This is a genomic window from Brevundimonas diminuta 3F5N, assembly GCF_900163625.1.
Classification (GTDB): domain Bacteria; phylum Pseudomonadota; class Alphaproteobacteria; order Caulobacterales; family Caulobacteraceae; genus Brevundimonas; species Brevundimonas diminuta_A.
The window spans coordinates 1-26,380 of sequence record NZ_FUIE01000011.1 but is presented as its reverse complement, the minus strand read 5'-3'; the positions used below and the strand labels follow the sequence as shown (position 1 = coordinate 26,380).

The window sequence follows — 26,380 nt, the reverse complement described above, 5'->3', positions numbered from 1 at the left end:
CTTGATTTCAACGGAATGGTTAACGAGGACGCCCCCTCCCGATGGGAGAGGGCCCGCCTCAAAACCCTCAAGCAGCACGAAGCGCGTTGGGGCCTCTAAAAATAAACACCAGACGGCCTGTAAGCCGGGTTCTGTTCCGCCCAAAAGCGGCGACGATCATTCCTCTGGGCCGCCCATTGCTGGACGGCTCTCGCGACCTACCCGGACGCCTGGGGCGGTGAGCCCTGCGGAGCGAGCCCCGCGCGACGTCCCTATTTGGTCTTGCTCCAGGCGGGGCTTGCCATGCCGTCGACGTTGCCGCCGACGCGGTGGGCTCTTACCCCACCCTTTCACCCTTCCCTGAGCCGAAGCCCAGGCGGTTTGCTTTCTGTGGCGCTATCCCTCGGGTCACCCCGGGCGGGCGTTACCCGCCGCCTTTTCACCGTGGAGCCCGGACTTTCCTCGACAGGAGCAAGCCCCCGCCGCGACCGCCCGGCCGTCTGGCGAGCGCTAGATGCGCGCGAATGGGCGGAAGGTCAATCCAACTGACGCTCCCCCTCTCCCGATGGGAGAGGGTCATGGCTTTTCTAATCCAGCACGCCCGTCACGCTCTCGACCGAGGCCAGTTGCAGCAAACCGACCAGCCGCGCGCGCGTCTCGCCGTCGGCGACGCCGTCGACGCGATCGGGCCGCCAGTGGCGCTGGAAAGCCTCGACCGTCAGGCGGGTCTCGTCGTCATAGGCCCCGCCCGGCTGCGCCCCATAGCCCAGCCGGTGCAGGCCCGAGCGCAGGACGATGACGCCCAGCCCCTCGTCGCCCGGCGACAGAGGCGCGCCCAGAGCGCCGATACGCTCGGGCGCCGGGTCGAACCACAGGCCGTGCCCGGCCTCGGCCAGACGCTTCCACGGGAAGAGCTCGCCGGGGTCCTGCTTGCGCTCGGGCGCCATGTCGGAGTGGCCGATGATGCGGGCGTCGGGAATGGACCAGCGGGTGCGGATGTCGCTGATCAGGGCGATCACCGCCTCGATCTGCGGCTCGGTGAAGAGACGATAGCCGAACTCATGGCCCGGGTTGACGATCTCGATGCCGATGGAGGCGGCGTTGACGTCGGTCTCGCCCTGCCAGGCGCCGCGCCCGGCGTGCCAGGCCCGGCGCTCTTCCCGCACCAGCCGCAGAACGGAGCCGTCCTCATCGACGACATAGTGGGCCGAGACCTTGGCCTCCGGGTCGCGCAGGCGGGCGATCGCCGCCTCGGCCGTCTCCATGCCGGTGTAGTGCAGCACCAGCATGTCCGGCGGGCCGCGCCGGGCGTCGAAGTTCGGAGAGGGCGCGTCCGGATAGACGGTCATGGCCAGAGGTTCATGAGGCGGGCGATCAACGCCCGTCCTTTTCCCAGCCGTAGGTCACCCAGGTGTCGCCCACCTTCTTGGCGTCAATGACGCCGTCGTCGCGACGACGACGCGCCGTCATGGCGCGACGGGCGCGCAGGGCGAAACCGGCGAAGAAGACCAGCACCCCGGCCACCAGGGCGATCATGGCCACGGCGGCGGCGGTGAAGACGGCCAGCAGGGCGCCGACCGTTACGGCCAGGGCGGTGGCGATCAGGCCCGCGACCCAGACGAAGGGCGCCAGCAGGCCGGAACCGGGCCGACGGCGCGCATTGAAACCCAGCTGGCCCATCGGGTCGGAGTTGATCATGAACTCAAAGCCTCTCTCAGCGTCCTGATGAACGCCTCAGGCGCAATGTCGGTCCATCGACCTGAACGGTCAATGCACTGCGACATCACGCACCAGTCACATTTGTTGTCCCGGCGAAGCCTCAGAAGGCCGGCTGATCCGCCAGGACCACAGAGCCGCGGCTGCGCATCCGGTCGGTCTCGACGCGGTTCAGCATGGCCTGGGCGGCGGGATCGCCCATCACCTGGCCGACCTTGACCATGGCTTCAGCGGCCTGGCCCGAGGCGCCGAAAGCCGTCGCCAGCGCCTCCCACGGGGTCTGCGGTTGCGGGAAGCGCTTGAACCGGACGGTCTCGGACGACGGGATCTTGGCCAGCTGGCGCGCCTTGGCGACGGCCTCTTCCAGACCGCCCAGCTGATCGACCAGACCCAGGCCGTGCGCCTGAGCGCCGGTCCAGACGCGCCCCTTGGCGATCTCGCGCACGCGCTCGACCGGCAGCTTGCGGCCCTTGGCCACACGGGCGACGAACTCTTCGTAGATGCGGTCCATCGAGGCGGCGAAGGCCGCGCGCTGGCCCTGGTCGAAGCTCTGCGTCGGCGAGAAGGCGTCGGCGTAGTCGCCGCCGACCGACAGGCCGCGCATGTCGACGCCGAAACGTCCCAGCGCATCAGCCAGCACGAACTTGCCGCCGAACACGCCGATCGAGCCGGTCAGGGTCGAGGGCTGAGCCACGATCCAGTCGGCTTCCGAACTGATCCAGTAACCGCCGGACGCCGCATAGGCGCCCATCGACACCACCACCGGCTTGCCCGCCGCCTTGGCCGCACGCACGGCGGCCAGCACCTGTTCAGACGCTTCCGGAGAACCGCCCGGCGAAGAGACGCGGAAGACGATGGCCTTCACGTCCTTGTCCTCGATGGCCTCATAGATGGCCTTGGCCGTGTCGTCCGAGCGGATGCTGGTCCCGCCGCCGAAGGGCGAGTCGTTGGCGCCGCGGCCGGTCATGATCGCGCCCTCGCCGCCGACGATGGCGATGGCCGACTTGGCCGAACCCGAACCCGAGGTCGTGCGCGCGCCCTTCAGCGAGGCGTATTCGCCGAATTTCACGATCTTGGCGTTCTTGCCGGCCTTGGTCTTGGCGGCGGCCTCGGCTTCCTCGACCTGGCCGATCTTGTCGACCAACTTCAGCGACAGGGCCTGATCGGCCGTATAGGGACCGGCCTCGACAATGGCCTTCAGGGCCTCGGGCGTAGTCTTGCGGTCGCGGGCGATGCTGGCGACCGCGCTGTCGTAGATGGAGCCCATCCAGGCCAGCATGGCCTCGCGGTGCGGAGCGGTGAAGTCGCTCTGCGTATATTCGTTGACGGCGTTCTTGTACTCGTAGCGCTGCTCGAAGTCGGCCTTGACGCCGTACTTCTCGAAGGCGCGGCCCAGGAACACGCTGTCCGCCGCCAGGCCCACCGCCTGGAATCCGGCGGTGTTCTGCAGCCACAGCTGATCAGCGCTGGAGGCGACCATATAGCTGGACATCACCGCGCCCACCGGCATGAAGCCTTGGCTGTGCGCGATCACCGTCTTGCCCGAGGCGCGGAAGCGGGCGATCGCCTGGCGCACTTCATCGGCCGAGGCGGGCGTCATGCCGGCTTCCGGCGCGCGCACCAGCAGAACCTTGACGTTGTCGTCCGCCGCCGCCTGGGCCAGGACGTCCACGACCTGAACCACCGACAGGCTGGGGCCGCTGAAGGCCGCGAAAGGATTGACCGGCGTTTGGTCCGTCAGGCCGCTGCGCAGATCCAGCTCCAGCACCGTCTGGGCGGGCGCCGTCGGCTTGGAGGCCCCGGCCGCCATGGCGAAGAAGATCAGCGCCACCACCGGCAGTACGACGAAGAAGGCCACAAGCCCGGCGAAAACGCCCAGCATGGTGAGGAAGAACTGCTTCATGGAAAGGCGGACGTCCAGGATCGCGGCCAGAGGCGGCCAAGCGTGAGGATAGAGGCCGCGCCCGGCGCGTCAAATGAACGGACGGTAATAAACCCATGAAAAAGGGCCCGCCGTCGCCGGCGAGCCCTTCTCCTTCACGGCAAGGTCGCGATCAGCGCCCGATGTCGTAGGTTCCGCTGATATCGATGCGGACCGTCAGTTCGCCTGCGGAAACCGGGGTCGAGGCGCCGCCGGCGTCCATGGCGACGCGGGCGTACATAGCCTGCGGGCGCACCTCGGGCGCATAGCCGCCGCCCTCGGTCAGGGAGCGCACCGGCCCCAGGTCGACGCCCAGGGTCTGGGCGTACAGCCGCGCCTTGTCCTGCAGGGCGCGCACGGCCAGCACGCGGGCCTGATCTTCGGCCGCCTTCGGGTCCTTCAGACCGAAGCTGATGCCGTCGATCTGGTTGACGCCCGCCGCGACCACGGCGTCGGCGGTCGTGCCGACCTTCGTCAGATCCTGGATCGTCACCGTTACGCGGTTCGAGGCCTGATAGCCGCGCAGCTTGGGCGGTTCGTTCTGCTGATAGTCATATTGGGCCGACAGGTTCAGCCCCGAGGTCTGGATGTCGCGCTCGGCGATCCCGGCGCGGCGCAGGGCGGCGACCACGCGGGTCATCTGCTGGGCGTTCTGGGCCATGGCCTCCTGGGCCGTCGGGGCCTCGGTCACCACGCCGAAGTTGATCGTCGCCTGATCCGGCGCGACCTTGACCTCGCCGTAGGCCGACAGGTTCAGGGCGGGTTGTTGAGCCATGGCGTGCACCTGCATCGGGGAAGAGCCGCCGGGCTGGGATTGAGCAGACGCGACGGCCGGCGCCGCCAAGGTCATCAGGGCCGTGCCCAGCATCAGGGCGCGTGCGGTGCGGGTCATTACGAGGTCTCCGTCGAAATCGAACGGGCAGGCGTGTTCGCCAGCCACGGCCTAACTTAGCCGTTTCAAACTGAACGAACGCAAAAGACCCCTGTGCAGGTTCCGTTCATCAGGGTGAAAAGCGTGACAGGTCCAAGGCGGCTTTGCAGCCGCCGCCTCGCCTGCTAGGCACCGCTTGCTGTGCTTCGGGGGCCCGTAGCTCAATGGTTAGAGCCGACCGCTCATAACGGTCTGGTTGGGGGTTCGAGTCCCTCCGGGCCTACCAACCGTGTGTCGAAACCACTTAGAACTGGCTCAAAACCAGTTAAGGGTGGCTCAAGCGCAGATTACCCCCAATCACGCTCGCCTTGAAGTGCCGGACTTTGACTCAACTCAGACGTGGGCAGCGCCCGCTTACCGCACCAGATTACTAACCTGATTGCGGAAAGCCTTCCAGGAACGCCACATCGGCTCACGCAGCCAAGCTGGGCGGGACAGGGAAAGTCCAATGTGTCGGTTCCTTGATCACAAGGCCGCTTAGCTGGCTAGCTGCTCGGCTTTGGGCACGAGGCGGATAACGTTCACTAGCTGCAGGCAGGTTTCAACGATGGCGTGGAGACCGTCCGGGTCGATCGGCTCGCTCGACATAATGTCGGGGTTGTCCCCATGATGCTCACCCATCGTGCCAGCATTGCAGCTCTCGAGATCTTTGAGGTCGCCCCAGCAGGGATGGTTTGCGCCTGAAGTCTTGATGGCTGTGATGATAGGGCCGAGATTATCGGATGGTTTGAAGTACGCACTGAACGATCGGCGGTAATGGGTCTCAAGAACTTTCCGCACCGCTGGAGACACGTTCGACGGTTCGCCCTCGCGACGAAGGTAGTACGCGTTAAGCTGATTTAACTGGCGGGTATGATCACTCTGACAGAGTTGATCGAGATCCGCGACCACTGCCTTCGACCAGTTCTCCGCGCCGTCATAGACGATCTCGTAGCTGGTCTGGTCGATCGTTGAACACCGCTTGCTCACCTTCCTCAGAAAGTGCTGGTCGTGAGACAGAACGATAAGCTGAGTGGTACGAGGGCAAAGACCGTCGAGAATGTCGATCGTTTTGCCCTGACGGTGCGTGTCATGGCTGCTCAACGGGTCATCGAAAACGACGACCTTGTCTGCAAGACTCGTTTGTCGATCCAACCCTGCGAGGAAAAACGCGAAGGCGAGGGTCGTCTTATCTCCGGTCGATAGAGTGTTTTTGAAGCTAGCCTCATCCGCGCCGGCCGCTCGGCGACCACGCTCAACCGGGTGTCCACGAACGACGAGCCCGTAGGCAACCGAGCCAACATTCCCCGCCATGCTGTTCGAGATTTTCGAGATCCGGAACGTCGCTCCGAACTTCTGGAGATAGTCGTTCACTTGAGCATGATAGTGCGTAGCAGACGTTTCGCTCGCGGCTTTGAGCCGCGCTTGAACCTCTGTCCGCACCTTTTTAGCCCGCGCATCCTGCCGCTTCGCCTTCAGCGATGCGTCGATCCTCTTTTGAACGCCGGCATCTACTCGGCGCTTCCGCTTGTTCAGATTTTCCAGACGGAGTTTCGCCTGCGCTTCGGTCTGTGTCGTACCCGCCCTCCGCCCGTCGATCAGCTTACTTATCTGGGAGATCGCGTCGTTGTAGCTGCGCAGGCTTTGCTCAGCCGCGTCGATTTGAGATTGAGTGTCCCCAATGCCCGGGGCATCCTCAACCGCGACGAGGGGCGTTTGACGCTTGAGATCGAACAAAGCCTTGAGTGATCTATGCGCAGCATCAAGAGCGGTTAGCGAGCTCTCGGTGTCAGGGACAACGACTGACGAGAGATCGCAGAACTCGGACCAGCCCCTGATAGCCTCGGCATTCGCCGTGACCTTGGTCGCCAGGGCCGCGCGGGCATCCGCGCCAACAGTGCGATCCAACGTGTCTGCGCCGGCCTTTATCGCTTCGAAATGCGCCTGATAGGCCTCACCAAAAATCTGGCCGTAAACTGTCGTGAGGCCACGCTCATCGACGCCCTCCTTGCCGCAGAAGGGACATTCGTCATCGTGGATGTGCTCCACGCCGAAGCGTATCCACGCCTCGCCCTGCTTACCCAGGCGGAACTTGGAAAAGTGGGCGGCCAACCGCTCACGCGCTGACGACTCGATGTCAGCGATCGTCCGAGCAAGCAGCTCAGTGGGATCGACTAATGAAGGGACATCGACCGCCTCAAGCTTCTGCAGTCGCGCAAGACGATCAGATTGCTGGATCGCTTTGAGATCCATCGCTGCTTGCGCGACCTGCGCATCGAGCGCCGGTGTCGGCGAGGACGCAAAAAACTCTTCTCTGCTCTGGTCGCTCGGAACATCATCCCTGAGCGCCGTATCCGCATCTTTCAAAGCGGCTGCCGCTCGCCTGGCGACGCTGTTGAAATACTCTTGATGTTTGGCAAGCTTCACACCAGCCTCGCCAAGAATGATGGTGAACAGGCCACGATCGTGTTCGAGATCGATCGCTTCACCGGCGTAAAGATTGTCGGCGATGAAAGCAGCGTCGAACACTTCAATCGGTGAGTTTTTTACCGCCCACCGTCCGCCCTTGAACTGGATTGTCCCGTTGTCCATAACCAACGAAACCTGCGGATCATCCTTACCAGAGCCAAGTGTTCGCCTGCCCTGAAGCGGCGCAGCGTCCCCAGTGGCCGCAGATCGTAGGATCGTGGAGAGCGTCGTCTTTCCTCGCCCATTGCGAGCGTAAATGGTCGTAAGTTTCGACAGGCGCGGAGAGGCGGGCGTGTCAAAGGCCTTCAAGACCCCCACGTTCCTCACCACGATCTTTCTTATAATTGGCGGCATCGGCGTTCCCCTCACCGCCAAGCTAGCACCGGCCTAAATTGTCGAAAAGCTTTGTTCCGCCCGCAGTGGAACTAACCCGCCAGATGCGAAGCTCAGCCGCAGTGAGTTTGATGTCCACTTTTTCACGGGATGCGACTGTCCAGTTCTGGCGCCAAGCGGACTGCTGACAAGCCTTGGTCGAAGCGATCAGCGCCGGACCGTCAAGCGTGATGAAAGCGCCCCACCTCCGCCGCTTTCTCTGCACCAGCACCATTGGCCGATCAGGAACTCCAATCCCAGACCAACTCTATGTGAAGCGAACTGACGTAGTCGTGATGCGCGGACCCAGCTGCACCCATCAAGCTCGGTCTTTCCGACGCGATGTAGAGTCATGCTGTCAGATTTTGCCAGCTTCGCCGGTGTCACGCCCATCGATTTACGGATCTCCCGCAAAGTAGATCAGCCAGTCAGATCGCCTTCTACCGGTGCGCCAGCCCCCTCTGATCGGGATCACCTGATACTCCAGGGCCAGCTGTCATCGGCATGCTTCCATGAGGAAGATTTACGTATTTGCAACGACAACTAGAAACTTACATACACCCAGAAACACCATAGTATATATCCGATACTTTATAGGACCTGCTTTACACCATCTGTGATGGATAATTCCGCAAATTAATTCTGTGACTCCTATGGCGAGTCTTGCGACATTCCTCATGTCCAAATCGCGACATCATGTCGTGCCGCGGACGCTCTCAGACCGGTAATCCGGCCGCACAGAAGAGGATCACGCCCGATGGACCCGCCGTAAACACAAGCATTTTCAGAGTTGTACCCCAGACACAACTCGAGCCCCAGGCTGTGCCAAGGGCTCGGTCGGGAAGCCTTCCGGCTCCATTCGTTGTCGAGACGATGGACTGATCCTCTCCTTGATCGAGCAGTAAGTCAACACGCTTCCGTAGAGAAGCGTGATGATCCCAGCTGGCCTGAACCCAACACATCGTTGATCAAGGAGAAACCGGATGGGCTACGTCCGTCATCGATCCCTGCTGCCTATAGGGCAGCCCCTCACCGTAGAAGCCGCCGTCCGTTCCTCAGGCGTTAAGGACGCAGGTCCTTTGTCATGGGAGAGCCTTTCCGCGTCGGCCACCCTGGTGACCACCCTATGCGGAGCCCCTATCCGTACCATTGTCACAGGGCGCAGAGTCATCACGACGGGCGTTTACGCGAGCCGCAAGGCTGGTCGGCCGTTGCCCTATGAGAGCATGAACGAGCTTGCCTTCTTCATGCACTGCGAGGTCGACACCGAAGTAGCTGACTATCGCGCTCAGCCGTTCCGGCTGGAGTTCGTGATCGAGGGGCGCAAACGCACCTACATTGTGGACTGTGTGCGACTGATGGCCGACGGCGGCATCGAAGTGGTCGAGGTCAAATCCGACCCTCGGGCGCTTCAGGACCCCGACTATGCGGAGAAACTCCAGGCGGTGCGAACGATCTGTGAGCAGGTCGGTTGGCGTTTTCGCCTGGTTTTCATGAAGGCGTTGATGGAGCGAGCCGTATTCCATCGCAACGTCACGGACATCCAGTCTCGACGGATGACAGACTACACGAGCGCAGACGTATTCCGGGTCGTGGAGTCCGTGAGGCACCCAGGTGAAGTTGCTCTCGGTGAACTCGCCCAGTTCCTTGGAGCGCGCGCACTGGGGTTCGCCAAACTGAAGGCCATGATGGTCGGACGTATCGTGCGCATCGACCTGGCTCAGCCGATTGGCGATGCGAGTCGCGTCGTTCTCGTCCCCGACCGAAGGGGGGCCTGATATGGGCCTCATGCAACTTAGATCGGGCGACATCTGGGAGATTGATGGCGAGCGCCACTATCTGGATCACATTCTGGATGGTGGATTTCTCGTCTTGCGAAACGTCCAGACCGGTCAGCCTTATCAGTGCCTGACGGATGCGGGCGAGTTCGCCTCCCCCACAAGGCAATGGCTTGGGGATAAGTTCGCCGCCGGCGCGATATGGAGAGTTGAGGTCACTCCAACCTCAAAGGCGCATTCTCTGCGAGAGGCGGACGCCGAGCTTATCCAGGACAAGGACCCGCGCGCGATTGTCAGGCAAGTCGTGCTGAGATCCCTGGATCGAATGGGTGATTTTTCTCGAAGCGACATCAGCCTCCAAAGGGCGTTAGCGCTCATTTGGGAGAACAAGCCACGACAGTTGGCGCACCATCAACCACCATCTCCGTCTACCGTCCGCCGCTGGCTAAAGCAGCGAGGCACGGTCAGCGATCGCCCGCTCAGAGCGATGATTTCTGCATCCGGGCGTGTCTCGCGCCGCAAACGACTCCCAGCCTCGGTTCGACGGCGAATGCACGAAGCCGCCGCCGCGTACTGGTCCAATCTGAGGCTGAGCGTGGGTGATGCCTACGACGACCTGGCGTTCCGCCTTCAACGGATCAATCAGGAGCTTGAAAGTCGAGAGGGCAACATTGTCGTTCCGGTGCCTTCAAAGGAGACATTTCGAAAGCACCTCCGCAGCCTGGAGTGCTTCGAGACGGTCGCGGCGCGCTACGGCAAGAAGGAAGCAAACAAGCGCTTCAAGGCCACTGGCAGGGGCCTTGAAGCCCACCGCCCGCTACTGCTTGCCACCATCGATCACACACCTGCAGACGTTCACATCGTGATGGAGGTTGATGAATGGCGATACGTTGGACGCCCCTTTTTGACGCTCATCGTGGACGTTCATTCTCGATGCATTCTGGGGTGGGTTCTGAGCTTCGAACCGCCGTCGCTGTACTCAGTGATCGAGTGCTTCAAGCGGGCCAACCGGCCGAAACCGCGGATGCGAACCCTCTTTCCAGACTGCCCAGAACTCGCTGACATCTACGGCAAGTGCGACGAAATCGTTGTCGACAACGGGCTGGAGTTCATCGGCACGTCGTTTGAAAGCGGGATGGTGGATCTGGGCATCAGCATTCGTTGGGCGCCAATCAAGGACCCTACCCACAAGGCGGTCGTGGAACGGTTCTTTTCCACGTTGAATTCCATGCTTCACAAGAAGCTTCCGGGTGGAACCTTTCCCCTTCAGAAGCTCAGGGCGTGGGATCTGAACCCTCAGGACTTCGCGGTCCTAACACTTGAGCAGACCGAGGCGCTCCTGGACCTGGCGATCGGGACGTACCACCAGTCCATCCACCGATCCCTCAAAGATACGCCGGTCCGCACCTGGCTCCGAGGCGTGAACGCGGAAACCGGCATCACTATCCTCGGCGACGACCGGCAACTCGACAAGCTGCTTGGGGTGCAAGAGGAACGTCTGGTCACCCGAAGCGGCGTGAACCTCTTTAATCTTAAGTACCATGACCCCGCCGTCACCGGTCCGCTGCTCGAAGATTTGGCGCGGCGCGAGTCTGTGCGCGGCCGCCGGGAGGGCTCGGCATCCGCTAAGGTGAAGGTGAAATACAATCCCGCAAACCTGGGCGAAATCCATGTCTGGAACGGTCCTCGCGGGATCTACGTCACGCTGCCCTGCACCGATCGGGACTATGCCGAAGGGCTCTCCAAATGGCAGCATGATCGCCTTCAGGAGTGGCAGCGCGAGAGCCATGCCAGGACCGAAGACGAGCGCCGCGAACTGCGACTGAATCTAAGGTCGGCGATCAGCGCGCTGGAGAGCCCGAAGACCATCAAACGCCAGAAGCGGGCGCAGGCCCGATTGCTGACTTCTCCCAAGATCGAGGTCCTGGGCGGAGGCGGACTTCGCATCGCTCACGCAGAGCCCCGACCTGACGGCATGGCGCCGGTGATCCCCACCATCGCCCTGGCGCCAGAGCGGACGGACGACGGTGCGAAGCCTATCCGCCCTCAGCGCGGCGGGAAGCGTAAACCCAAGCGGCCGCCAAAGACTGAGACCCCGAAAAGCCTGCCGGAATGGAACGTCGCCGATATCGCCGACGAACACGATTGGAAGGACGTCCTGTGACTATCCCCCCCAAAGCGACCCAAACCGAACTCAACGTCGAGATCGCTGAGAAAATCGCTTTCTTCAAACGGGCGTTCATCCCCTACCCGATGCACATGAAGTTCCATGTGGAGCTGGACTACCTCCAGAAGCTCGGGCGAAAGACGATCGGGCTGCCCCAGATGGGTCTCCGTGGCTTGGGCCCTTCGGGCTCAGGCAAGACCGCGGCCGCGCTGGCTTACATCGCGGCCGTGGAGCGCATCCGACCCAGAACAGACACCTTCGTGCCCGTCGTGAAGGTGGATCTGGAGCGAGGGTCCACGCCCAAAAAGCTGATGATGTCGATCCTGCTGGCCTTCGGCGATCTGCACGCCGGCTACGGCAATGAACTTGCCCTGAAGAGCCGGGTGTTCGCCTGCTTCGAGCGGTTCGGGACGGAGCTTCTCATCGTCGATGAATTCCAGCACCTGAATTACCGCAGCGGCGTCAAGAACGACGTTACCGACACGCTCAAGGGGATGCTGGACGTTGGCATCGTCCCGATGGCCTTTCTCGGGACCGAGGAAGCCATGCCGATGTTCGTCAGAAATCTACAGTTGAACGGACGCATGCTGCCGCCCTGCGACTTTCATCCCCTGAGCGCGCGCAGACCGGAGGATCAGCGGCTGTTTGCGACATTCGTCGCCAAGCTCGAACAGATCGTCGTGGAAAGGGACGTCCTGCCAAAGTTGTCGACCCTCGCCGCCGACGACTTGCTTCCCGGAGTGTTCGAGGTGTCGGGCGGAGTCATAGGACGGGTCTGCCGCCTCTTCGAAGCCGCCTTGGTACATGCTCTCAGGCGGGGAGCGGACAAACTTGAGCGCATCGACATCTACTGGGCCACGGAGCACTGGGCGATGGAACAGGCGTTCATCGACCGCAACCCATTTGCGAGAAAACCTCATGGCTGACGGGGCTTATCTAACGACGACAATCGCAAACGTCCCGATTCCGCGGCTGCTGTTCCCCGTCGAGCCGCAGCCCCACGAAACCCTGCTGGGATTTGTCGTCCGCTGCGTTGAACGAAATCGGTTGGGCACCCCTGTCACCTTCATGCGGGCGGTCGGTCTCGAGTTGAAGGGAAAGGGCGACTTTCTGAACCGACTTCAGGCCGAACTGCCTACGCTGGCGCAAGCCCTCAGCATGTCAGTCGAGTCCCTCGAAGGACTATGGGGCTCTCAGCCCTTCACCAAGGACCGCGAGCGTCGTCTCGGCGGCGTCTGGTTGCGCCCTGCCCTCATTATGCAATCGACGCGACGCGTACCGCCCAGCATCAATCCAGGTGAGCCTGATGACGCTAGATGGATGATCCGACCTATCGCGTTTTGCTCTACGCGCTGGGAGGTGCTGATTGATCGGTGCCCCAGTAGATGGTGCGGCAAGGTTCTGACCTGGCCGGGAGCTGACAGTCTTCACCTCTGTCGACACTGCGGCACGCCGCTGAGCACCGCCCCTCGACGGACTATCCCTCGCCAATATCGCGGGTGGCTGCAGTGGATCATGTCCTTGTTCGACGACGACGAGAGACTGCAACAAGCTGCAGTGCGCCGCGTACCGACGTCCTTCCAGGTCGAGACCGCAACCGAAGTTTTCGAACTCCTTTTGGCGTTCCAACATGCGTTCAAGGTGTCGAAAGCTAAGCCAAGTGAAGAGATCATTGATGATCCCGAGGATGCCATCGATCAAGGCGATTGGCTCCACTGGGTGGCTGCGGCCCGGTTCATGCTGGAGTATCCACGCTCCCACTGGGACCTTCTGCAAAAGCGTGATCCAGACGAGCGCGCAGCGTTTCATCACGCGTTCAAGCGCATTGCTCACAACTCGAATGTACCGCTCGTGCGTTCGGAGCTAACGCGCATCAATCTGGGCGCAGGTCATCTGCCGAGAGAGGCCTCCTGTCGAGCGTGGCAGGCCACGTCAGAAATGACTTCGCACACGGCCGCAAAGGAGCTGGGCGTCACGCCTGGCGCCCTCAAGCAGTTGGTGGAAGCGAAGATGCTGATGCCTCTGCGATCGAGAGGCGCGAGGCGCACTATCAATTTTTATGCAGCGGCAGATATCGACGCATTGAAGGTCGCCCGCAGTGAAGGCATGTCATGTAGCTGGTTCAGGGCAGTTGCCGCCCTTCCCGAGACGGCTATCGAGCAACTTGCCGCTCTAGGATATTTAGAATTCTGCCGAAATCCGGCGGCGGGTCTGCTCTATGGAGACAGACAACTCAGGGTCGACATGGCCGACCCTATCCTTGAAAGATTCGCCAATCTGCCCCCGCCCCCAACCACTAGCAGTTGGACCAGCTTGAGCGAAGCATTCATGGGGGTCGGCGCCCGAGAGAAACCTTGGGGACCCGTCTTGGCGGCATGGCTCAACGGGAGTCTTCCCGGAGGGCTAGCCAACGACGCGGTCAGTGGACCTCCGTCCCTGACCATATCGACTGCTGTAGCGCGAAGCCTTGTGATGGGCGGCCCGACGGCCGTTCCCTGGTTCGGCTTTCAGCCCGAGCACTATGGCGATTTACGGCGGGACTGGCTCTCGCCTGGCGAGACCGCCGCATATTTGAACTGTTCGGCTGTTGAGATCAGCTTCCTGCTCGACAAGGGCCATCTGCATCCCCTGGTCGGTCAAAACCGGACGCGGTTCGCTCGCAGCGAAGTCGAGAACTTCGCGCGGAACTGGATGAACACCAGAGAGGCAGCAGCCCGTCTGGGCGTCTCGCCCCGCCATGTGTGGCGAGAACTTGAGGCGTACTGCATCCGACGATCACTGGGTCGGGGGTTCCACAAGCGTGATGAGTTGGAGCCCATTGTGGAGCTCGAGGTCGAAGCCTACCGGCTGAAGGCCATGCGGCCTGAGCGGTCGGTTATGAACGACAAGCAAGTCCGATGCTGACTCTTAGCTGACCTTCGCGGCGTCCGGTCCCGGTCAACTTAGAGACAAGTCATGTCGACCAAACCAGGGAAGCGGCGCTACTCGCGAAATACGAGGGCGGCAAGACTAGGAGAGCCAAGGGGCCGTCCATCTGAATCCGCTCCATCGCATGGGGCCGGCTAGGCCCCCGCGGGGCGGCAGCTTTCCTGTCAGATCACATTGAGCGTTCTGATCTCCGGGTGGTCACGGATCGGACCTGCGCGGTGTCGCCGAGCGTGATTTCGCGAGTTCCGCTTCGATGCGCGTCAACAGCGCTAGCCGCTGTTCGAGAGCCGCACGCAGAAGAAGGTTCTCACGACCGATGTGGCGCGGCTGAAACAGCTCCCTGTCGCCAACGAGCCGGTCGTGATCGGCGAGCGACTGACGCGCGGTTGTCAAAGCCTGGGTCCAAGCTTGGAAACCGCCCCGTGACCGCGCCTCTATGTCCTGCGAAATCCGGCGTTCCAGCTCGTCGATCGAAGCCGCGAGCTGGGCACCCGCATCCACGGGCCGCCCTTGTTCTGTGAGGAGGTTGGGGAAATCGGCAGGCGCATGCTCGGTGAGCGCGCGCTCAAGGGCCGACATGGCGGAGACAACCGTATGGCCCATCCAGATGATCTGGTCTGCGCTCCAGGTTTCACAAAGCGTACGCCCCGCTCCTGCGTCGTGGCCGAGCTCGTGCACCAGCACGTGACGGGACGTGAACAGCGCCTCGAGTTGCTCCCAGGTCGACGGCTCGCGGATGGGATCGCCGAAGAGTCCAATTTGGACGGCGCCCCGGGACGTGATGACGTCCGCCGGCTTCCGGTTGATGTCCAAGGTTTTGAACAGCTCGTCGAAAACGGCCAGATAGTCACCGGTCGAACCAATCGTGATGCTGGCTCCTAGAAACTGGGGCACTGACACATTGGCCCGGATCATTTGCGAGAGGATGCGCCCCGGGACCTTTCGTTCGAGGACCTTCGAGTCGATCGAGTCGGGTCTGTACGAGTAAAGGTCCGTTATACGGGATCGCGCGTGCCATTCCAGACAGGTGACGTAGCCCACGAGGGTGTAGGGCACCACTTCGAGACCGTGCCGCGACCACATGGCGGGGTCTTCCCTCTTCTCCTCGAGTTCGAAGATTTCCGCGATCTGGCGGGCCTCACGAAGCAGGAGGCGGGCGCGCTTCAACGCCGCGAAGGCGTTGAAGTCGCTGAATGATCCGCTCGCGAACCGCTCCGCGAAGGCGACATGGCGACTGGGGGGCTTTTCCTCCGACATTGTCTCCGGGTTATCCCTCTTCTTCAAACATTGGTCGCGGCCCCTCCAGTCCGGCGAGGGCTCCCCTAGCCCGCTGTTCCCGGACCTCAGTCGTGGGGGCCTGACTGCTACCCCACAACTAGCACGGCCTACCCTGGCAGACCGAACTCGTCGCCAGTGAATGCTTTGTCGAAGCCGAACATCGTCCGGTCGTCCACGCGCATGTTGTCCAGCAGGCCGTAGCGATCCAGCAGGACCTTGAACTCGGCCCCGTCGGGATCGTGAAGGGCGTTGAGCGCGATCAGCAGGAGGTCGTCGTCGCTGAGCTGGGCGCGCAGGAGCCGGACATAGAGGTATGCGCCGTTTTTGCGCTTGTCCGCGCCCATCGCCTTGGGATCGAAGCCGAACAGACCCTCCGCGAAGCGGATGATGTGGTAGGTGTAGCGGAACAGGTTGCGCAGGCCCCGTGCGTCGCGCGTGTAATCCTTAAACATCTTTTGCTGGCTGTCGCCGTGCTGGACGCCCTGCCGGATGCCGCTGCAGATGTTAGCGACGGCCGCCACGCCCGTGAGTTTTCCCTTGGCGACATGTTCGATCAGGGTGAAGCGGCGCTCGAGCAGGTTCAGAAAGGTGGGCTCGCCTGACCGCTTCCTGGAATCGGCCAACTCGGCCTGGGAGGACCGGTAGGTGCGGTAGGCGAAGTAGCCTGCCACGGAGGCCATGAGGGCGCTAAGCACCCCGAAGGAGTCGCCGAACGTGCCGGTGTTTCCGAAGTCTAGCGGCGCAGCCGCGAACCGCCAGCTTTGGGGCAGGAGAAGGTCGGCGGTCGTCAGGGCCACCACGACTAGCGTCCATCCCACAAAGATCGCGCCGATGATCCAGATGGCACCGTCCAGTTTCAGCTTGCGCATAGCTCTTCCCCCGGTTGAATCCCCGCTCACGAATAGCCCAGCTTCGCGCCGGGGCGAACAGGGAGATTCATGGTCCTGAAGCCGGCAGAGACGTTCGGCATTCTCGCTTGGCAGCGCGCGATTGCGCTGACCCGGCTATCCGTGTCTCCAGATAAGCTAGTTTCTTGGGGATAGTTTGACTTCCAAAGCCTCGCGCTCATCCATGCTAGGAGCGCTGAGCTATATTGATCGGGTGACTGAAAAACCTGACAAGCCTCACCAACGATTTGCTCGTCCTCGCAGCGTTATGCAGGAGCGACACCCTGACTTATTCTCCGATAGCAGGGCGGATCAGGAAATCGCTCTTGCGAAGCCTGTGTTCGAGCATCACCTCGAAACGCTGACGACACGCAACGAGGAAGCCGCCTTCGAATACTTCTGCCGCGCCTTGGCCGAGAAGACGATTGCTCCCAACCTGCGAGCTCAATCGGGTCCGATGGGCGGTGGCGATGGGAAGGTGGACGGCGACACCTATCCGGTCGCGGAGGCCATTTCTGAGCGATGGTGGGTAGGGGGCCCCAAAGAAGGGGAAGAATGGGCTTTCGCTTTCAGCGCCAAAAAGAAGTGGGCTGAGAAAGTCCGTGGTGACGTCGAAAAGATCGCGAAGACTGGCCGGCCCTACACGCGGATCTATTTCATCACGAACCAGCCGGCGAAGGCCAGCACGCGGGCCGACATCGAGAAGGAGCTTCGCGAGGCGCACGGCATTCCCGTCACGATCCTAGATCGGGCCTGGATCGTCCAGCAGGTCTACGATCATGGCCATCTCGCGCTCGCAGTCGAGAAGTTGAACATCGCCGGGGTCAAGGTAGATGTTAAAGTCGATGGCCCGCTTGATGCTGCTCGCATCCAAGAGCTAGCCCAGCTGGACAAGCGAGTGGTTGATCCCGCCAGCTATGGCGGCGCCCGGTATCAGCTGGTCGAAGATATCATCGAGGGCGCTTCGATCGCGCGAGGGCTCGAGCGTCCCGAGTTCGAGATTAAGGCGCGCTTCCTTCAGGCCAAGTCCATCGCGGAAAAGGTGGGTGACCCGTTTCAGATCATGAGGGTCGCCTACAATCGCGCCTGGACCGCGTATTGGTGGTTTGAGGATTTCGGGGAGTTCTGTGACCTTTACCCCGAGGTGGAGCGGTACGCACTCACAACGGACGAGGCGGGGCATGTGGAGAAGCTGTTCAATCTTTGGCAGCTTCTCTTCGCGACCCACCGCTATGAGACGGTAACACCGGAGCGGCTGGACCTCGCCGGTCGCACTCAGCGCCTGGAAGAAGCTCTGACCGCTCTCTCCGCCAACGCCGCTCGTCCGAACAATGCCCTGCAAGCTGAAACAACGCTGGTGTTGCTCAGGTTAGCAAAGGCTCAGGCGGCGATGGATCAAGCGAAGATAGAGGCTACCTGGCCTGCCTTTGAGAGCATCCTAGATCGGTGCGAGCACTTGGGTAGCTATCCTGTCGAGCGGCTGTTCGACATGAGCCGGGAGCTGGGGAAGATTTTCGACAGCGACGGGTTCGATCGCTTCTTTGAGCGATTGGTCGATGTCATGCGGACTCGCCGTAGCGAGGGTGACGCGGGCCAAGCCTATATCGAGCGCGGCGGGCAGAAGCTTCAGCATGGCAAGCCGTACGACGCGATCCGCATGTTCGGTCGCGCAGAGGCGCTTCTCGTCAAGGAAGAGTACAAAGCCGAGCTAGTCGTGGCACTGGCTGGCGGCAGCACGGCCTACGACGAGGCCGGGCTTCATTGGGCCGCCCGGAACAAGATATTGGCGGCGGCCGAGCGGAGCTTTTCCATTCTGAAAACGGAGGGGCAGGTCATTCTGCCGGCCTTCGCGTGCCTTCGACGCCTAGCATGGATCGAACTAAGGCTGGGCCGCATCCCTCATACCATTCTGGCAATGGTTATGGGGGCGACGGTTCGTGCCCATCTCAATCTTGAAGGCGATCCTGATCTCGATGAAGAGGTAACGATCCAGGATGCGATCCTTGGCATATTGCTCATGCGCGTGCCGCTGGAAGACTTGCCCGAATTGGCAAGGCTCCCGGCCACCTTGGACCGCTACGGTCTTCCGATGGCGGAGATCGCGATCCTCCATGCGCTCGGCTATGATGAGAAACTTCGGAGCGACGGCTATATTCCTTCCGACGAAACCCCTGAAGGCTTTGAGGCCTTCTTCGAAGCTTGGCGCACGCAACCTGCGGCAGCGCAGGTCGCGAAGACCCCGATTTTGGTGGGCCAGAAATCCAACGCGCTAAGGTCTACGATCCTCGGATGCGAGCTTACGATCAGTGCGCCGAGTGATCCTCTGGCGCTGTCGGTCGCCGAGTCACTCTTGGGCGGTCTTGAAGCGTTCCTCGCCACGAGCGACGAGGGAGACGTTTTTCCCTACCGCGAGCATTTCGAGATCACTATGCGCGCTGGCGGCACCGACATGCTGACCCCGGCGCTGGAGTTTGCCGACACGCAAAGCGAAGCGGCTATCCTGACCTATCCGCTGGACATGACCTTCGACGAACCGGCTCAGACGACGGCCTATTCCGACTGGCTTCAATCGGCGATCATCGAGGTGCTCGTACGGATGGTCCAGGTGAGGGATGTTAAATCCTGGTTCGACAAGATCGCGGGCGAGGAAAAGGGGTTCGGGCGCGCAGTGACGTTCGGCAACATAACGACCATCAATCGGAACGTGTTCGGCGATCCACCCAAGATCTTGCTGAGCGATTGGATAGACGCGGCTAGTGAAGAGTTTCCGCCGAAGCGCACGGAGACGCTCGCAGGCCCCGAGCCCGTCAAGCCGCGAGGCGGACCTCCGAAATTCGGAGAAGGTCCACCGCCAGACGGATTCCCCGACTACGACAAGCTCAAGCATTCCGACCGGAAGGTGTTATCGCCCATCGACATGCCACTCTGGGACAAGGCCAAGTGGCTCGGCATCGGGTACGCCGACTATGGCCCTGATTATCCTCCCGTGATGGCGTTGCTCTTCAAGAACCCCGAGGCTGGCCGTGCGATTTTTGACGGCTGGCTCAGCCGCTACGGGTACGATACTGCGGACCAGTCATTGCGCATCGCGTTGATCACAGGCCTGAACAAGTCCGAGCCGGCGACCTACGGCGCTTCGATAGGACCGAATTTCGAGAGCATTTCAGAGTCCGATGATCGCATCTTCTCGACGGTCGCCCGCATGCATCGCATGCATCCGCCAACTACTCAAAACCTCGACCGGTTTTTGAAGCAGTACCGGAAAATAGGCGCATTCTTTATCGCGCCGGCTGGTGTCGATGAGGCCATGACGACGCCCGACATCCTTATGAAGCAGGCTCTCGTGATGAGAAGCTTGGCGGTTCGCGAAGCTTGGCAGATCGGTACCAATGATCCTGATGCTTCAATCTTGGACGATGAGGACGACGATCCAATCGTTCCGTCGGACGTGACAGACCCGCCTGTGCGAGCCGCGCTTGAGTTCATTAGAGAGCTTCGAAAGGGTCGGCGCGAGTAGCGAGTTAGCGGAACCACGGAGGTCCGCAATGGGTCGAGGCCGTGTAAAAACGCATCGGACCCGATTTTCGGCGCAATAATTTGCCGTCAGTCGACCGGCGCCTGGCGGTCGCGCGCAAAGAACAGTGCATCTGTCAGCTTTTAAAGGCGGGAAAATGCGCAAAATTTTCTGCGTGTCGGGTTTTTACACAGCCTCGGTCGAGAGCTGCCAAAGCTCTAGGATCGAAAACCGGACGTTCCCACGCTCAGACCGCATGACTGAATGTCGTGTTTTCGGCGCTTAGTAAATGACCGTTTCTGGCGCATCGTGGACCTCAGGTAGCGCGTCTTATTTCCGGTTGCGCAGTCAGCCGTTGCGGTTCCACCACTCAATGGGGACCAGCTCGCCGCCAATGACGCGCAACCGCAACGCCTCAGCTTCCTGCTGAGTGAGGGTTTCATCCCAACTCCGATTAAACTTCGAGTTCTGAACCTTAGTGGCCTTATGGCCCGCTAGCGCATAGAGACGCCGACCACCCCCAAACCGCGACGTCACCAGCTGATAGGCAGCGCGACCCAAGTCGTCATTGATTAGCGTCATGGACAACCGCCCATGTCTAGCAAGCAAAGCTCGAAGGCGCATCACCACGCCTTCAGCACCGAGCGCCTCGACATTATGAGATGCCGATTTCTGCTTACGGTTTTCCTGAAGGTTTCGCGAAGAGGCTGTCTGACGGGCGCTAGGTTCATAGCCGACAAGCTCATAGGCACGGTTGATAGATCCGAACCTCCTCGCGAACCGGTGGGCGTTCGGGATTTCGCGCGCGGAGTTGATGATGTCGGCATTGAGCCTTCCGTAGCGCTTAAGGACACGAGCTAAGCCATCAAGCATCTGTCGGTCTGTGAGCGGCGTCCTGTTACGCTCGAGGCGAGCCTGGGCAGCGTCGAATGTTCGCTGATCAATGAGAGCATCGAAAGCTCCAAGCACGCAGACCCACTCGGACCTTGGCAGGTATTCGGCGTTCGTCGCTTTCATACGGCGCCGGGATTTTCGCACCACGTTAGTGCCCGCGTATCGGGGGCTCGTGAGCACATGATGCACATAGTGGGCGTTCCAAGGACGACGGCCAACCCGACAGTGGCCTGACTCGTTCAAGCGGCGTGCAATCGTGTTGATGCCCAGCTTCTTGTCCACGAACATACGGAATATGTCGCGAATAACCGCGACTTCATCAGGAGGGCCGAGCACAAGCCGCGTACGCCCATTTTGCGGACCCTTTCGCTCACCGCTCTCCATAACCCGGCCCAGGCTGCCGTCTGGCATAATGTGCTGTCGGCGAAGGCCATATCCGGGTGGGCCGCCCTGCCAGAAGCCGGCCGCTCCAAGTTGATCCTTGGCTTGGACCACCTTCGCAGAGAGCTCCCTGCTATACTCGGCTGCCATCATCCGCTTGAGATTCTTCAGCAGAGTCGCGGTGAAACTGCCGTCATTTTCGAACTGCTCCGCGCAGTATTCGACTGCGACCCCAGCCTCGACACAGACGAACTCGTAGTGGGCTGCCTGATCCGGGTTCTGAAACCGGCCCCAGCGACTGACGTCATAGACGAGGATTACCTCGAATCCCGGAGCTCCATTGAGCACGTCTGCCAGCATGGCTTTAAGGCCGGTGCGCTGATCGATGAGCAAGCCGCTCACGCCCTCATCCGCATAGGTGCGCACGACCTGGTACCCGCGGGAACTTGCATATGCGGCGATCGCCGCCTTTTGCTGCAGGATCGAGTTGTCTTGCCCCTCGGTCGACATCCGAACGTACTGAGCGGCGCGCTTTGGAGAAGCTTCTGATTGCATCGAGCACTCCTTCGAGGGTTCGATGCGACACTAGATGCAGAATGCCGCCTCAAGCGATATTGTTGTGCAACAGAGGTCCACTCACCGCAGCTTCCACCTCGCCCAGGAAGACAAGGTGCGAGTGAGGCACCCTTAAGTGGTACGCTAAGTGGTGGCCGGAAAATTATTGTGGCGGTTCAGGCGCGGGTTGAGCCACTCTTAAGTGGTCCCGACACCGTGAAACCACGTACAGAGTATTGGAAACGGCGGCCCCGATAGGGCCGCCGAGCCCGGTTCAAGGGGCGCCGTATAGCGCAGCGCAACGCTGTTCGACGTCAGCCAAGCACATATCGAAAGCTATACCTTCAGGACTATCCGGATTGGGCAGATAGACCATCCCCCCAGGAGTGCGCGGCAGACAGCGATCGTACCCCTCAAAATAGCACTGGGTGTATTCCGGATTGAGAGATGGTTGAGCAACAGCCAGTGTCGGCGATTGAAAAGATGCGACAGCCGCTACCGCAACAACACCCAATGCGGCCAACATAACTTTGCTTCTTGAAAATTTCATTTCACTCCCTCCAAGCGGTTTGTTCCGCCCAAAGAGAGAACATCTAAAATTCAATTCGCGCAACAACGGTATTTGAAATACATCGCCTCACCACCCCCGTTTGAAGCCCCGAAGCAAACTACGCTAGGATCGCCCACCTCAACCTGATGCTCAGAAAAACCTGATGATCCTCTTGCTCAGCGTCGCCCTGGCCTCCGCTTCCCCGGAGCCCGCCTTCGAGGCCCTAGAGCCGATTCCGGCAGCCGCTCAGGGCGAGGCCATCCCTGCCTGCACCGTCGACCGCCGCTGGTGCGCCCTGATCGAGACGGACGAGACCCAGGAGCGTCAGGTGCTGCGCCTCTATGACGGCCTGCCCGGTGAGCGGTCGCCCGTCGCCTCCCACCTCATCGAAAGCGAGAACTCGGAAGGTTTCTGGACGGCGGGCGCCATCCTGCGCCGGACTGGAAGCGACGACGTCATCCTCGGCGCCGACATGGGGCTGCAGGCCATGTATTCGGGCGGCGGCGGCATGTCGTCCTATCGGACGCTGGTGCGGTTCACGCCGGGCGCAGCGCCGCAGGAGATCCTGACGGTCCCCCTGTCTGGCTCGCTGATGATCCGCGCCTGCTTCGGCGAAGAGGATATGAAGCAGCGCGCCGGGGCCTGTCATGACGAATATGAGTTCGCCGCCGAGTTGAAGGCCGAAGGCGACGCCTTCCCGCCGCGCCTGACCTATGTCTCGACCGCCACCACCTTCCCCGGCCAGGTGTCGCGCAATGAGGACTCCCTCGCCAAGCCGCCGTTAGCGCCCAAGGATCTGGTCAAGGCCGTCGACGCCGAATGCACGGTGCGCCGCGTCTTCACTTTCGATCCGGCGTTGAGCGCCTATGTTCCCGACGCGCCCCTGCCCGAGTGCGGCGACTATACCGTTCCCTAGATTGCGTTGAGCCTCGCCTGATGTCCTATGTCGCCCGTGACGATCGCCCCGCCGACAAGGCCGAACGCTACGCCGAGGTCGAGGCCGAGATTCTGGCCGTGCTGGACGGCGAACCGAACCTGACGGCGCGCATGGCCACCGTGGCGTCGATGCTGGCGGACGCCTTCCCCGTCTTTTTCTGGACCGGCTTCTACGTCGTGGACGCGGCCAAGGCCGAGGAACTGGTGGTCGGTCCCTATCAGGGCACGCTGGGCTGCCTGCGGATTCCGTTCGGGCGCGGCGTCTGCGGCGCGGCGGCGAAGACCCGCCAGACCCAGGTGGTCGAGGACGTCCACGCCTTCCCCGGCCACATCGCCTGCGACAGCCGCTCGGCCAGCGAGATCGTGGTCCCGGTGCTGGACGCGGCGGGCGATCTGATCGCCGTGCTGGACGTGGACGCGACGGAGACGGCCGCCTTCGACGCCGTGGATGCGGCGGCGCTGGAACGGCTGATGGCCAAGGTGTTCGGCGCCTGATGCGGATCGGCGTCGACTTCGGCGGCACCAAGATCGAGGCGGCGGCGCTGGATGAGGCGGGCGCCTTCGCCGCGCGCATCCGCGAACCGAATCCCGGAACCTATGACGCCGCCCTTCGCCTCGTCGCCGAACTGATCGCGCGGGTCGAGGCCGAGGTCGGCCCCGCACAGTCGGTCGGTCTGGCCATTCCCGGATCGCCCTCGCCGCGCACCGGCCTGATCCGCAACGCCAACTCCACCTATCTGAACGACCGCCCTCTGGCCAAAGATATGCAGGCCGCGCTGGGCCGCCCGGTGCGGCTGGCCAACGACGCCAACTGTCTGGCTCTGTCCGAAGCCGCCGACGGCGCTGGCGCGGGCGCGGCCAGCCTGTTCGGCGTCATCCTGGGCACAGGCTGCGGCGGCGGTCTGGTCATCGACGGTCGGTTGGTCGAGGGGGCGCACGCCGTCGCCGCCGAGATCGGCCACATATCCCTGCCCTGGCCCTCGGCGGACGAGGCGCCCGGCCCCGCCTGCTGGTGCGGCCTGCACGGCTGTCTCGAGACTTGGATTTCCGGCGTCGGGTTCCAGCGCGATCATGAGGCCGTAACCGGCCGGACATGGACGGCGCAGGCCATCGTGGACGCTGCGCGCGCAGGCGATGCGGGCGCCGCCGCCGCCCTCGACCGCTACATCGACAGACTGGGTCGCGGACTGGCGATGGTGGTCAATTTCGCCGATCCGGTGGTCTTCGTGCTGGGCGGCGGCATGTCGAACGTGGCCGAGCTTTACGACCGCCTGCCCGACATCGTGGCGCGCCACGCCTTCTCCGACCACTGGGACGGGCGGATCGTTCCGGCGAAGTGGGGCGATTCCTCGGGCGTGCGCGGCGCCGCACGGCTTTGGGGCGATTGATCCCTGATTGATTGGGCCGCGCGCCCCGCTATGGTCCGCGCCGAACCATTCAGGAGCGAGACCATGGGCGAACGGGTTGCAGCAATCACCGGCGGGCACGGCGCCCTAGGCCGGGCCGTGGTCGAGGCCGCACTGGCCGCCGGCTGGACCGTCGCCGTCATCGACCACGCCGGCGGCCACGCCGTCCCCGAAGGCGTGCTGGAGATCGGCGGCGTCGACCTGACCGACGCGGCGCAGGCCAAGGCAGCGATCGAGGCCGTGGTCGCCCATTTCGGCCGTCTGGACGCCCTGCTCAACATCGCCGGCGGCTTCGTCTGGAGCCCGGTCGAGGGCGACGGCGAGGAGTGGGACCGGATGCACGCCCTCAACGTCAAGACGACGCTGAACGCCAGCCGCGCCGCCCTGCCCCATCTGAAGGCCTCGCCTGAGGGCCGCATCGTCAACGTCGGCGCCAACGGCGCGATCAAGGCCGGGCACGGCATGGGCGCCTACGCCGCCTCCAAGGCCGGGGTCCATCGCCTGACCGAGGCCCTGGCCGAAGAGCTGAAGTCGACCTCAGTGACGGTCAACGCGGTCCTGCCCTCCATCATCGACACGGTGGCCAACCGGGCGGACATGCCGGACGCCGATCCGGCCAAGTGGGTCGCGCCCGCCGATCTGGCGGCGGTCATCCTGTTCCTCGCCTCTCCCGAGGCGCGGGCGGTGACGGGCGCCCTGATCCCCGTGACGGGCAAGGTCTGATGCGCGCGCGCAGCGTCCTCTACCTGCCCGCCTCGAATGCGCGAGCAGTGGAGAAGGCCCGCACCCTGCCCTGCGACGTGGCGGTGCTGGATCTGGAGGACGCCGTCGCGCCCGAAATGAAGCTTGATGCCCGCGCGGCGGCCGTCGCGGCGGCGCGCAAAGGCGGCTTCGGCCCGCGCCTCGGCGTGCGGATCAACGGGCCGGACACGCCGTGGGGCGCCGACGACCTGAAGGCCCTGCGTGACGCGCCCGTCGATCTGATCGTCGCGCCCAAGGTCGAGAGCGCGGCCATGGTTCACGCCCTGTCGGCGGCGCTGCGCCCCGGCGTCGATCTGTGGGCCATGATCGAGACCCCGCGCGCCCTGGCGGACCTGCGCGACATTGCCGGGGCGGACGGGGCGCTGAGCGGCCTGATGCTGGGCGTCAACGATCTGGCCAAGGATCTGAAGACCGGCCCCTCGCCCGACCGGGAACCGCTGAAGCCCTGGCTGGCGGCCGTCGTGGCCCACGCCCGCGCCAACGGCCTGGGCGTCATCGACGGCGTGTTCAACCGCATCAAGGACGAGGCCGGGTTCGCCGCCGAGTGCGCGCAGGGGCGGTTGTACGGCTTCGACGGCAAGAGTCTGATCCATCCCGCTCAGATCGAGGGAGCCAACGCCGCCTTCGGCCCCTCAGCCGATGAAGTCGAATGGGCGCGCACAATCGTCGCCGCCTTCGCCGCGCCCGAAGCCGCCGGGCTGGGCGTCCTCCGCGTCGAGGGCGAGATGGTGGAGCGGCTGCACCTGCAACAGGCGCAGGATTTGCTAGCCGACTTCTAATTTCCTTCTCCCCTTGAGGGAGAAGGTGGCAGGCGGAGCCTGACGGATGAGGGGTGTGAGCGCGCCCTATCCGAAAGCCCCTCTACACGAAGCCCCACCGTCCACCGCCGCGCCGACACCCCTCATCCGAGCGCCTCCGGCGCCCACCTTCTCCCTCAAGGGGAGAAGGAAATTAGAAGTCGGCTAGCAAATCCTGCG

The 26,380-nt window shown here is 62.6% G+C and carries 18 protein-coding genes, 1 tRNA gene and 1 other RNA gene; 11 read left to right on the top strand and 9 right to left on the bottom strand.

The window, feature by feature from the left end:
- Positions 1-104: 104 nt before the first annotated feature.
- The 5 genes from rnpB to FM111_RS01370 form a co-directional block, all read right to left on the bottom strand.
- Positions 105-483, bottom strand: an RNA gene (rnpB, locus tag FM111_RS01390) — RNase P RNA component class A.
- 83 nt (positions 484-566) lie between these two features.
- The gene (locus FM111_RS01385; RefSeq protein WP_087138948.1) at positions 567-1,328 is read right to left on the bottom strand and encodes an N-acetylmuramoyl-L-alanine amidase; all 762 of its coding nucleotides are present in this window, start codon (positions 1,326-1,328) and stop codon (positions 567-569) included.
- A 25-nt stretch (positions 1,329-1,353) separates the two neighbouring features.
- Complete coding sequence (locus FM111_RS01380) at positions 1,354-1,677, bottom strand: hypothetical protein (RefSeq protein ID WP_087138947.1); 324 nt, start codon at positions 1,675-1,677, stop codon at positions 1,354-1,356.
- Positions 1,678-1,798: 121 nt separating this feature from the next.
- Positions 1,799-3,598, bottom strand: coding sequence for a signal peptide peptidase SppA (gene sppA, locus FM111_RS01375; protein WP_087138946.1), 1,800 nt, complete (start codon positions 3,596-3,598; stop codon positions 1,799-1,801).
- A gap of 151 nt (positions 3,599-3,749) precedes the next feature.
- Positions 3,750-4,508, bottom strand: coding sequence for an SIMPL domain-containing protein (locus FM111_RS01370; RefSeq protein ID WP_087138945.1), 759 nt, complete (start codon positions 4,506-4,508; stop codon positions 3,750-3,752).
- A gap of 189 nt (positions 4,509-4,697) precedes the next feature.
- Between FM111_RS01370 and FM111_RS01365 the strand changes: the two genes are divergently transcribed.
- Positions 4,698-4,773: transfer RNA gene (locus FM111_RS01365), tRNA-Ile, on the top strand.
- A 251-nt stretch (positions 4,774-5,024) separates the two neighbouring features.
- Here FM111_RS01365 and FM111_RS01360 read toward each other — a convergent pair.
- Positions 5,025-7,304, bottom strand: coding sequence for an AAA family ATPase (locus tag FM111_RS01360; protein ID WP_179204982.1), 2,280 nt, complete (start codon positions 7,302-7,304; stop codon positions 5,025-5,027).
- 1,289 nt (positions 7,305-8,593) lie between these two features.
- On the opposite strand from FM111_RS01360, the gene FM111_RS01355 reads away from it, so the two are divergent.
- Genes FM111_RS01355 through FM111_RS01340 form a run of 4 tightly spaced genes read left to right on the top strand, consistent with a single transcriptional unit; the run spans position 8,594 to position 14,216 of the window.
- Positions 8,594-9,145: a TnsA endonuclease N-terminal domain-containing protein gene (locus tag FM111_RS01355; RefSeq protein ID WP_179204981.1), complete on the top strand. Its 552-nt coding sequence runs from the start codon at positions 8,594-8,596 to the stop codon at positions 9,143-9,145.
- Position 9,146: 1 nt separating this feature from the next.
- The gene (locus FM111_RS01350; protein ID WP_179204980.1) at positions 9,147-11,309 is read left to right on the top strand and encodes a Mu transposase C-terminal domain-containing protein; all 2,163 of its coding nucleotides are present in this window, start codon (positions 9,147-9,149) and stop codon (positions 11,307-11,309) included.
- Complete coding sequence (locus FM111_RS01345; RefSeq protein WP_256968042.1) at positions 11,306-12,238, top strand: ATP-binding protein; 933 nt, start codon at positions 11,306-11,308, stop codon at positions 12,236-12,238. Before FM111_RS01350 ends, FM111_RS01345 begins: the two co-directional genes overlap by 4 nt.
- Complete coding sequence (locus FM111_RS01340) at positions 12,231-14,216, top strand: helix-turn-helix domain-containing protein (protein ID WP_087138940.1); 1,986 nt, start codon at positions 12,231-12,233, stop codon at positions 14,214-14,216. The genes FM111_RS01345 and FM111_RS01340 overlap by 8 nt, the downstream gene beginning before the upstream one ends.
- A gap of 222 nt (positions 14,217-14,438) precedes the next feature.
- Here the strand turns inward: FM111_RS01340 and FM111_RS01335 are convergent, their stop codons facing one another.
- A complete protein-coding gene (locus tag FM111_RS01335) occupies positions 14,439-15,497 on the bottom strand; it encodes a hypothetical protein (protein WP_087138939.1) in 1,059 nt (352 codons plus the stop codon).
- Between the two features lie 128 nt (positions 15,498-15,625).
- Positions 15,626-16,387: a putative phage abortive infection protein gene (locus FM111_RS01330; protein ID WP_087138938.1), complete on the bottom strand. Its 762-nt coding sequence runs from the start codon at positions 16,385-16,387 to the stop codon at positions 15,626-15,628.
- Between the two features lie 175 nt (positions 16,388-16,562).
- On the opposite strand from FM111_RS01330, the gene FM111_RS01325 reads away from it, so the two are divergent.
- Positions 16,563-19,922: a hypothetical protein gene (locus FM111_RS01325; protein ID WP_143276018.1), complete on the top strand. Its 3,360-nt coding sequence runs from the start codon at positions 16,563-16,565 to the stop codon at positions 19,920-19,922.
- 345 nt (positions 19,923-20,267) lie between these two features.
- On the opposite strand, the gene FM111_RS01320 is transcribed toward FM111_RS01325, so the two are convergent.
- Positions 20,268-21,749, bottom strand: a complete 1,482-nt coding sequence (locus FM111_RS01320) for a recombinase family protein (RefSeq protein ID WP_087138936.1) — start codon at positions 21,747-21,749, stop codon at positions 20,268-20,270.
- A gap of 713 nt (positions 21,750-22,462) precedes the next feature.
- Between FM111_RS01320 and FM111_RS01315 the strand changes: the two genes are divergently transcribed.
- The 5 genes from FM111_RS01315 to FM111_RS01295 all read left to right on the top strand — a co-directional run bounded on the left by FM111_RS01315 (position 22,463) and on the right by FM111_RS01295 (position 26,182).
- On the top strand, positions 22,463-23,215 hold the full coding sequence (locus FM111_RS01315) for a hypothetical protein (RefSeq protein ID WP_087138935.1): 753 nt from the start codon (positions 22,463-22,465) through the stop codon (positions 23,213-23,215).
- 20 nt (positions 23,216-23,235) lie between these two features.
- Positions 23,236-23,730 (top strand): GAF domain-containing protein, encoded by a 495-nt coding sequence (locus tag FM111_RS01310; protein ID WP_087138934.1) that lies wholly within the window; start codon positions 23,236-23,238, stop codon positions 23,728-23,730.
- Positions 23,727-24,623, top strand: a complete 897-nt coding sequence (locus FM111_RS01305; protein WP_218779151.1) for an ROK family protein — start codon at positions 23,727-23,729, stop codon at positions 24,621-24,623. The genes FM111_RS01310 and FM111_RS01305 overlap by 4 nt, the downstream gene beginning before the upstream one ends.
- Positions 24,624-24,686: 63 nt before the next feature.
- Positions 24,687-25,364, top strand: a complete 678-nt coding sequence (locus tag FM111_RS01300; RefSeq protein WP_087138932.1) for an SDR family NAD(P)-dependent oxidoreductase — start codon at positions 24,687-24,689, stop codon at positions 25,362-25,364.
- A complete protein-coding gene (locus FM111_RS01295) occupies positions 25,364-26,182 on the top strand; it encodes an HpcH/HpaI aldolase/citrate lyase family protein (protein WP_087138931.1) in 819 nt (272 codons plus the stop codon). Before FM111_RS01300 ends, FM111_RS01295 begins: the two co-directional genes overlap by 1 nt.
- Positions 26,183-26,380: the final 198 nt, after the last annotated feature.

What these genes read in the sequence shown, in the direction of transcription:
- FM111_RS01385 (WP_087138948.1), bottom strand. Translation starts at nt 1,328, where the DNA reads ATGACCGTCTATCCGGACGCGCCCTCTCCGAACTTCGACGCCCGGCGC.
- FM111_RS01380 (WP_087138947.1), bottom strand. Translation starts at nt 1,677, where the DNA reads ATGATCAACTCCGACCCGATGGGCCAGCTGGGTTTCAATGCGCGCCGT.
- sppA (WP_087138946.1), bottom strand. Translation starts at nt 3,598, where the DNA reads ATGAAGCAGTTCTTCCTCACCATGCTGGGCGTTTTCGCCGGGCTTGTG.
- FM111_RS01370 (WP_087138945.1), bottom strand. Translation starts at nt 4,508, where the DNA reads ATGACCCGCACCGCACGCGCCCTGATGCTGGGCACGGCCCTGATGACC.
- FM111_RS01355 (WP_179204981.1), top strand. Translation starts at nt 8,594, where the DNA reads ATGAACGAGCTTGCCTTCTTCATGCACTGCGAGGTCGACACCGAAGTA.
- FM111_RS01350 (WP_179204980.1), top strand. Translation starts at nt 9,147, where the DNA reads ATGGGCCTCATGCAACTTAGATCGGGCGACATCTGGGAGATTGATGGC.
- FM111_RS01340 (WP_087138940.1), top strand. Translation starts at nt 12,231, where the DNA reads ATGGCTGACGGGGCTTATCTAACGACGACAATCGCAAACGTCCCGATT.
- FM111_RS01335 (WP_087138939.1), bottom strand. Translation starts at nt 15,497, where the DNA reads ATGTCGGAGGAAAAGCCCCCCAGTCGCCATGTCGCCTTCGCGGAGCGG.
- FM111_RS01330 (WP_087138938.1), bottom strand. Translation starts at nt 16,387, where the DNA reads ATGCGCAAGCTGAAACTGGACGGTGCCATCTGGATCATCGGCGCGATC.
- FM111_RS01320 (WP_087138936.1), bottom strand. Translation starts at nt 21,749, where the DNA reads ATGCAATCAGAAGCTTCTCCAAAGCGCGCCGCTCAGTACGTTCGGATG.
- FM111_RS01315 (WP_087138935.1), top strand. Translation starts at nt 22,463, where the DNA reads ATGATCCTCTTGCTCAGCGTCGCCCTGGCCTCCGCTTCCCCGGAGCCC.
- FM111_RS01310 (WP_087138934.1), top strand. Translation starts at nt 23,236, where the DNA reads ATGTCCTATGTCGCCCGTGACGATCGCCCCGCCGACAAGGCCGAACGC.
- FM111_RS01300 (WP_087138932.1), top strand. Translation starts at nt 24,687, where the DNA reads ATGGGCGAACGGGTTGCAGCAATCACCGGCGGGCACGGCGCCCTAGGC.
- FM111_RS01295 (WP_087138931.1), top strand. Translation starts at nt 25,364, where the DNA reads ATGCGCGCGCGCAGCGTCCTCTACCTGCCCGCCTCGAATGCGCGAGCA.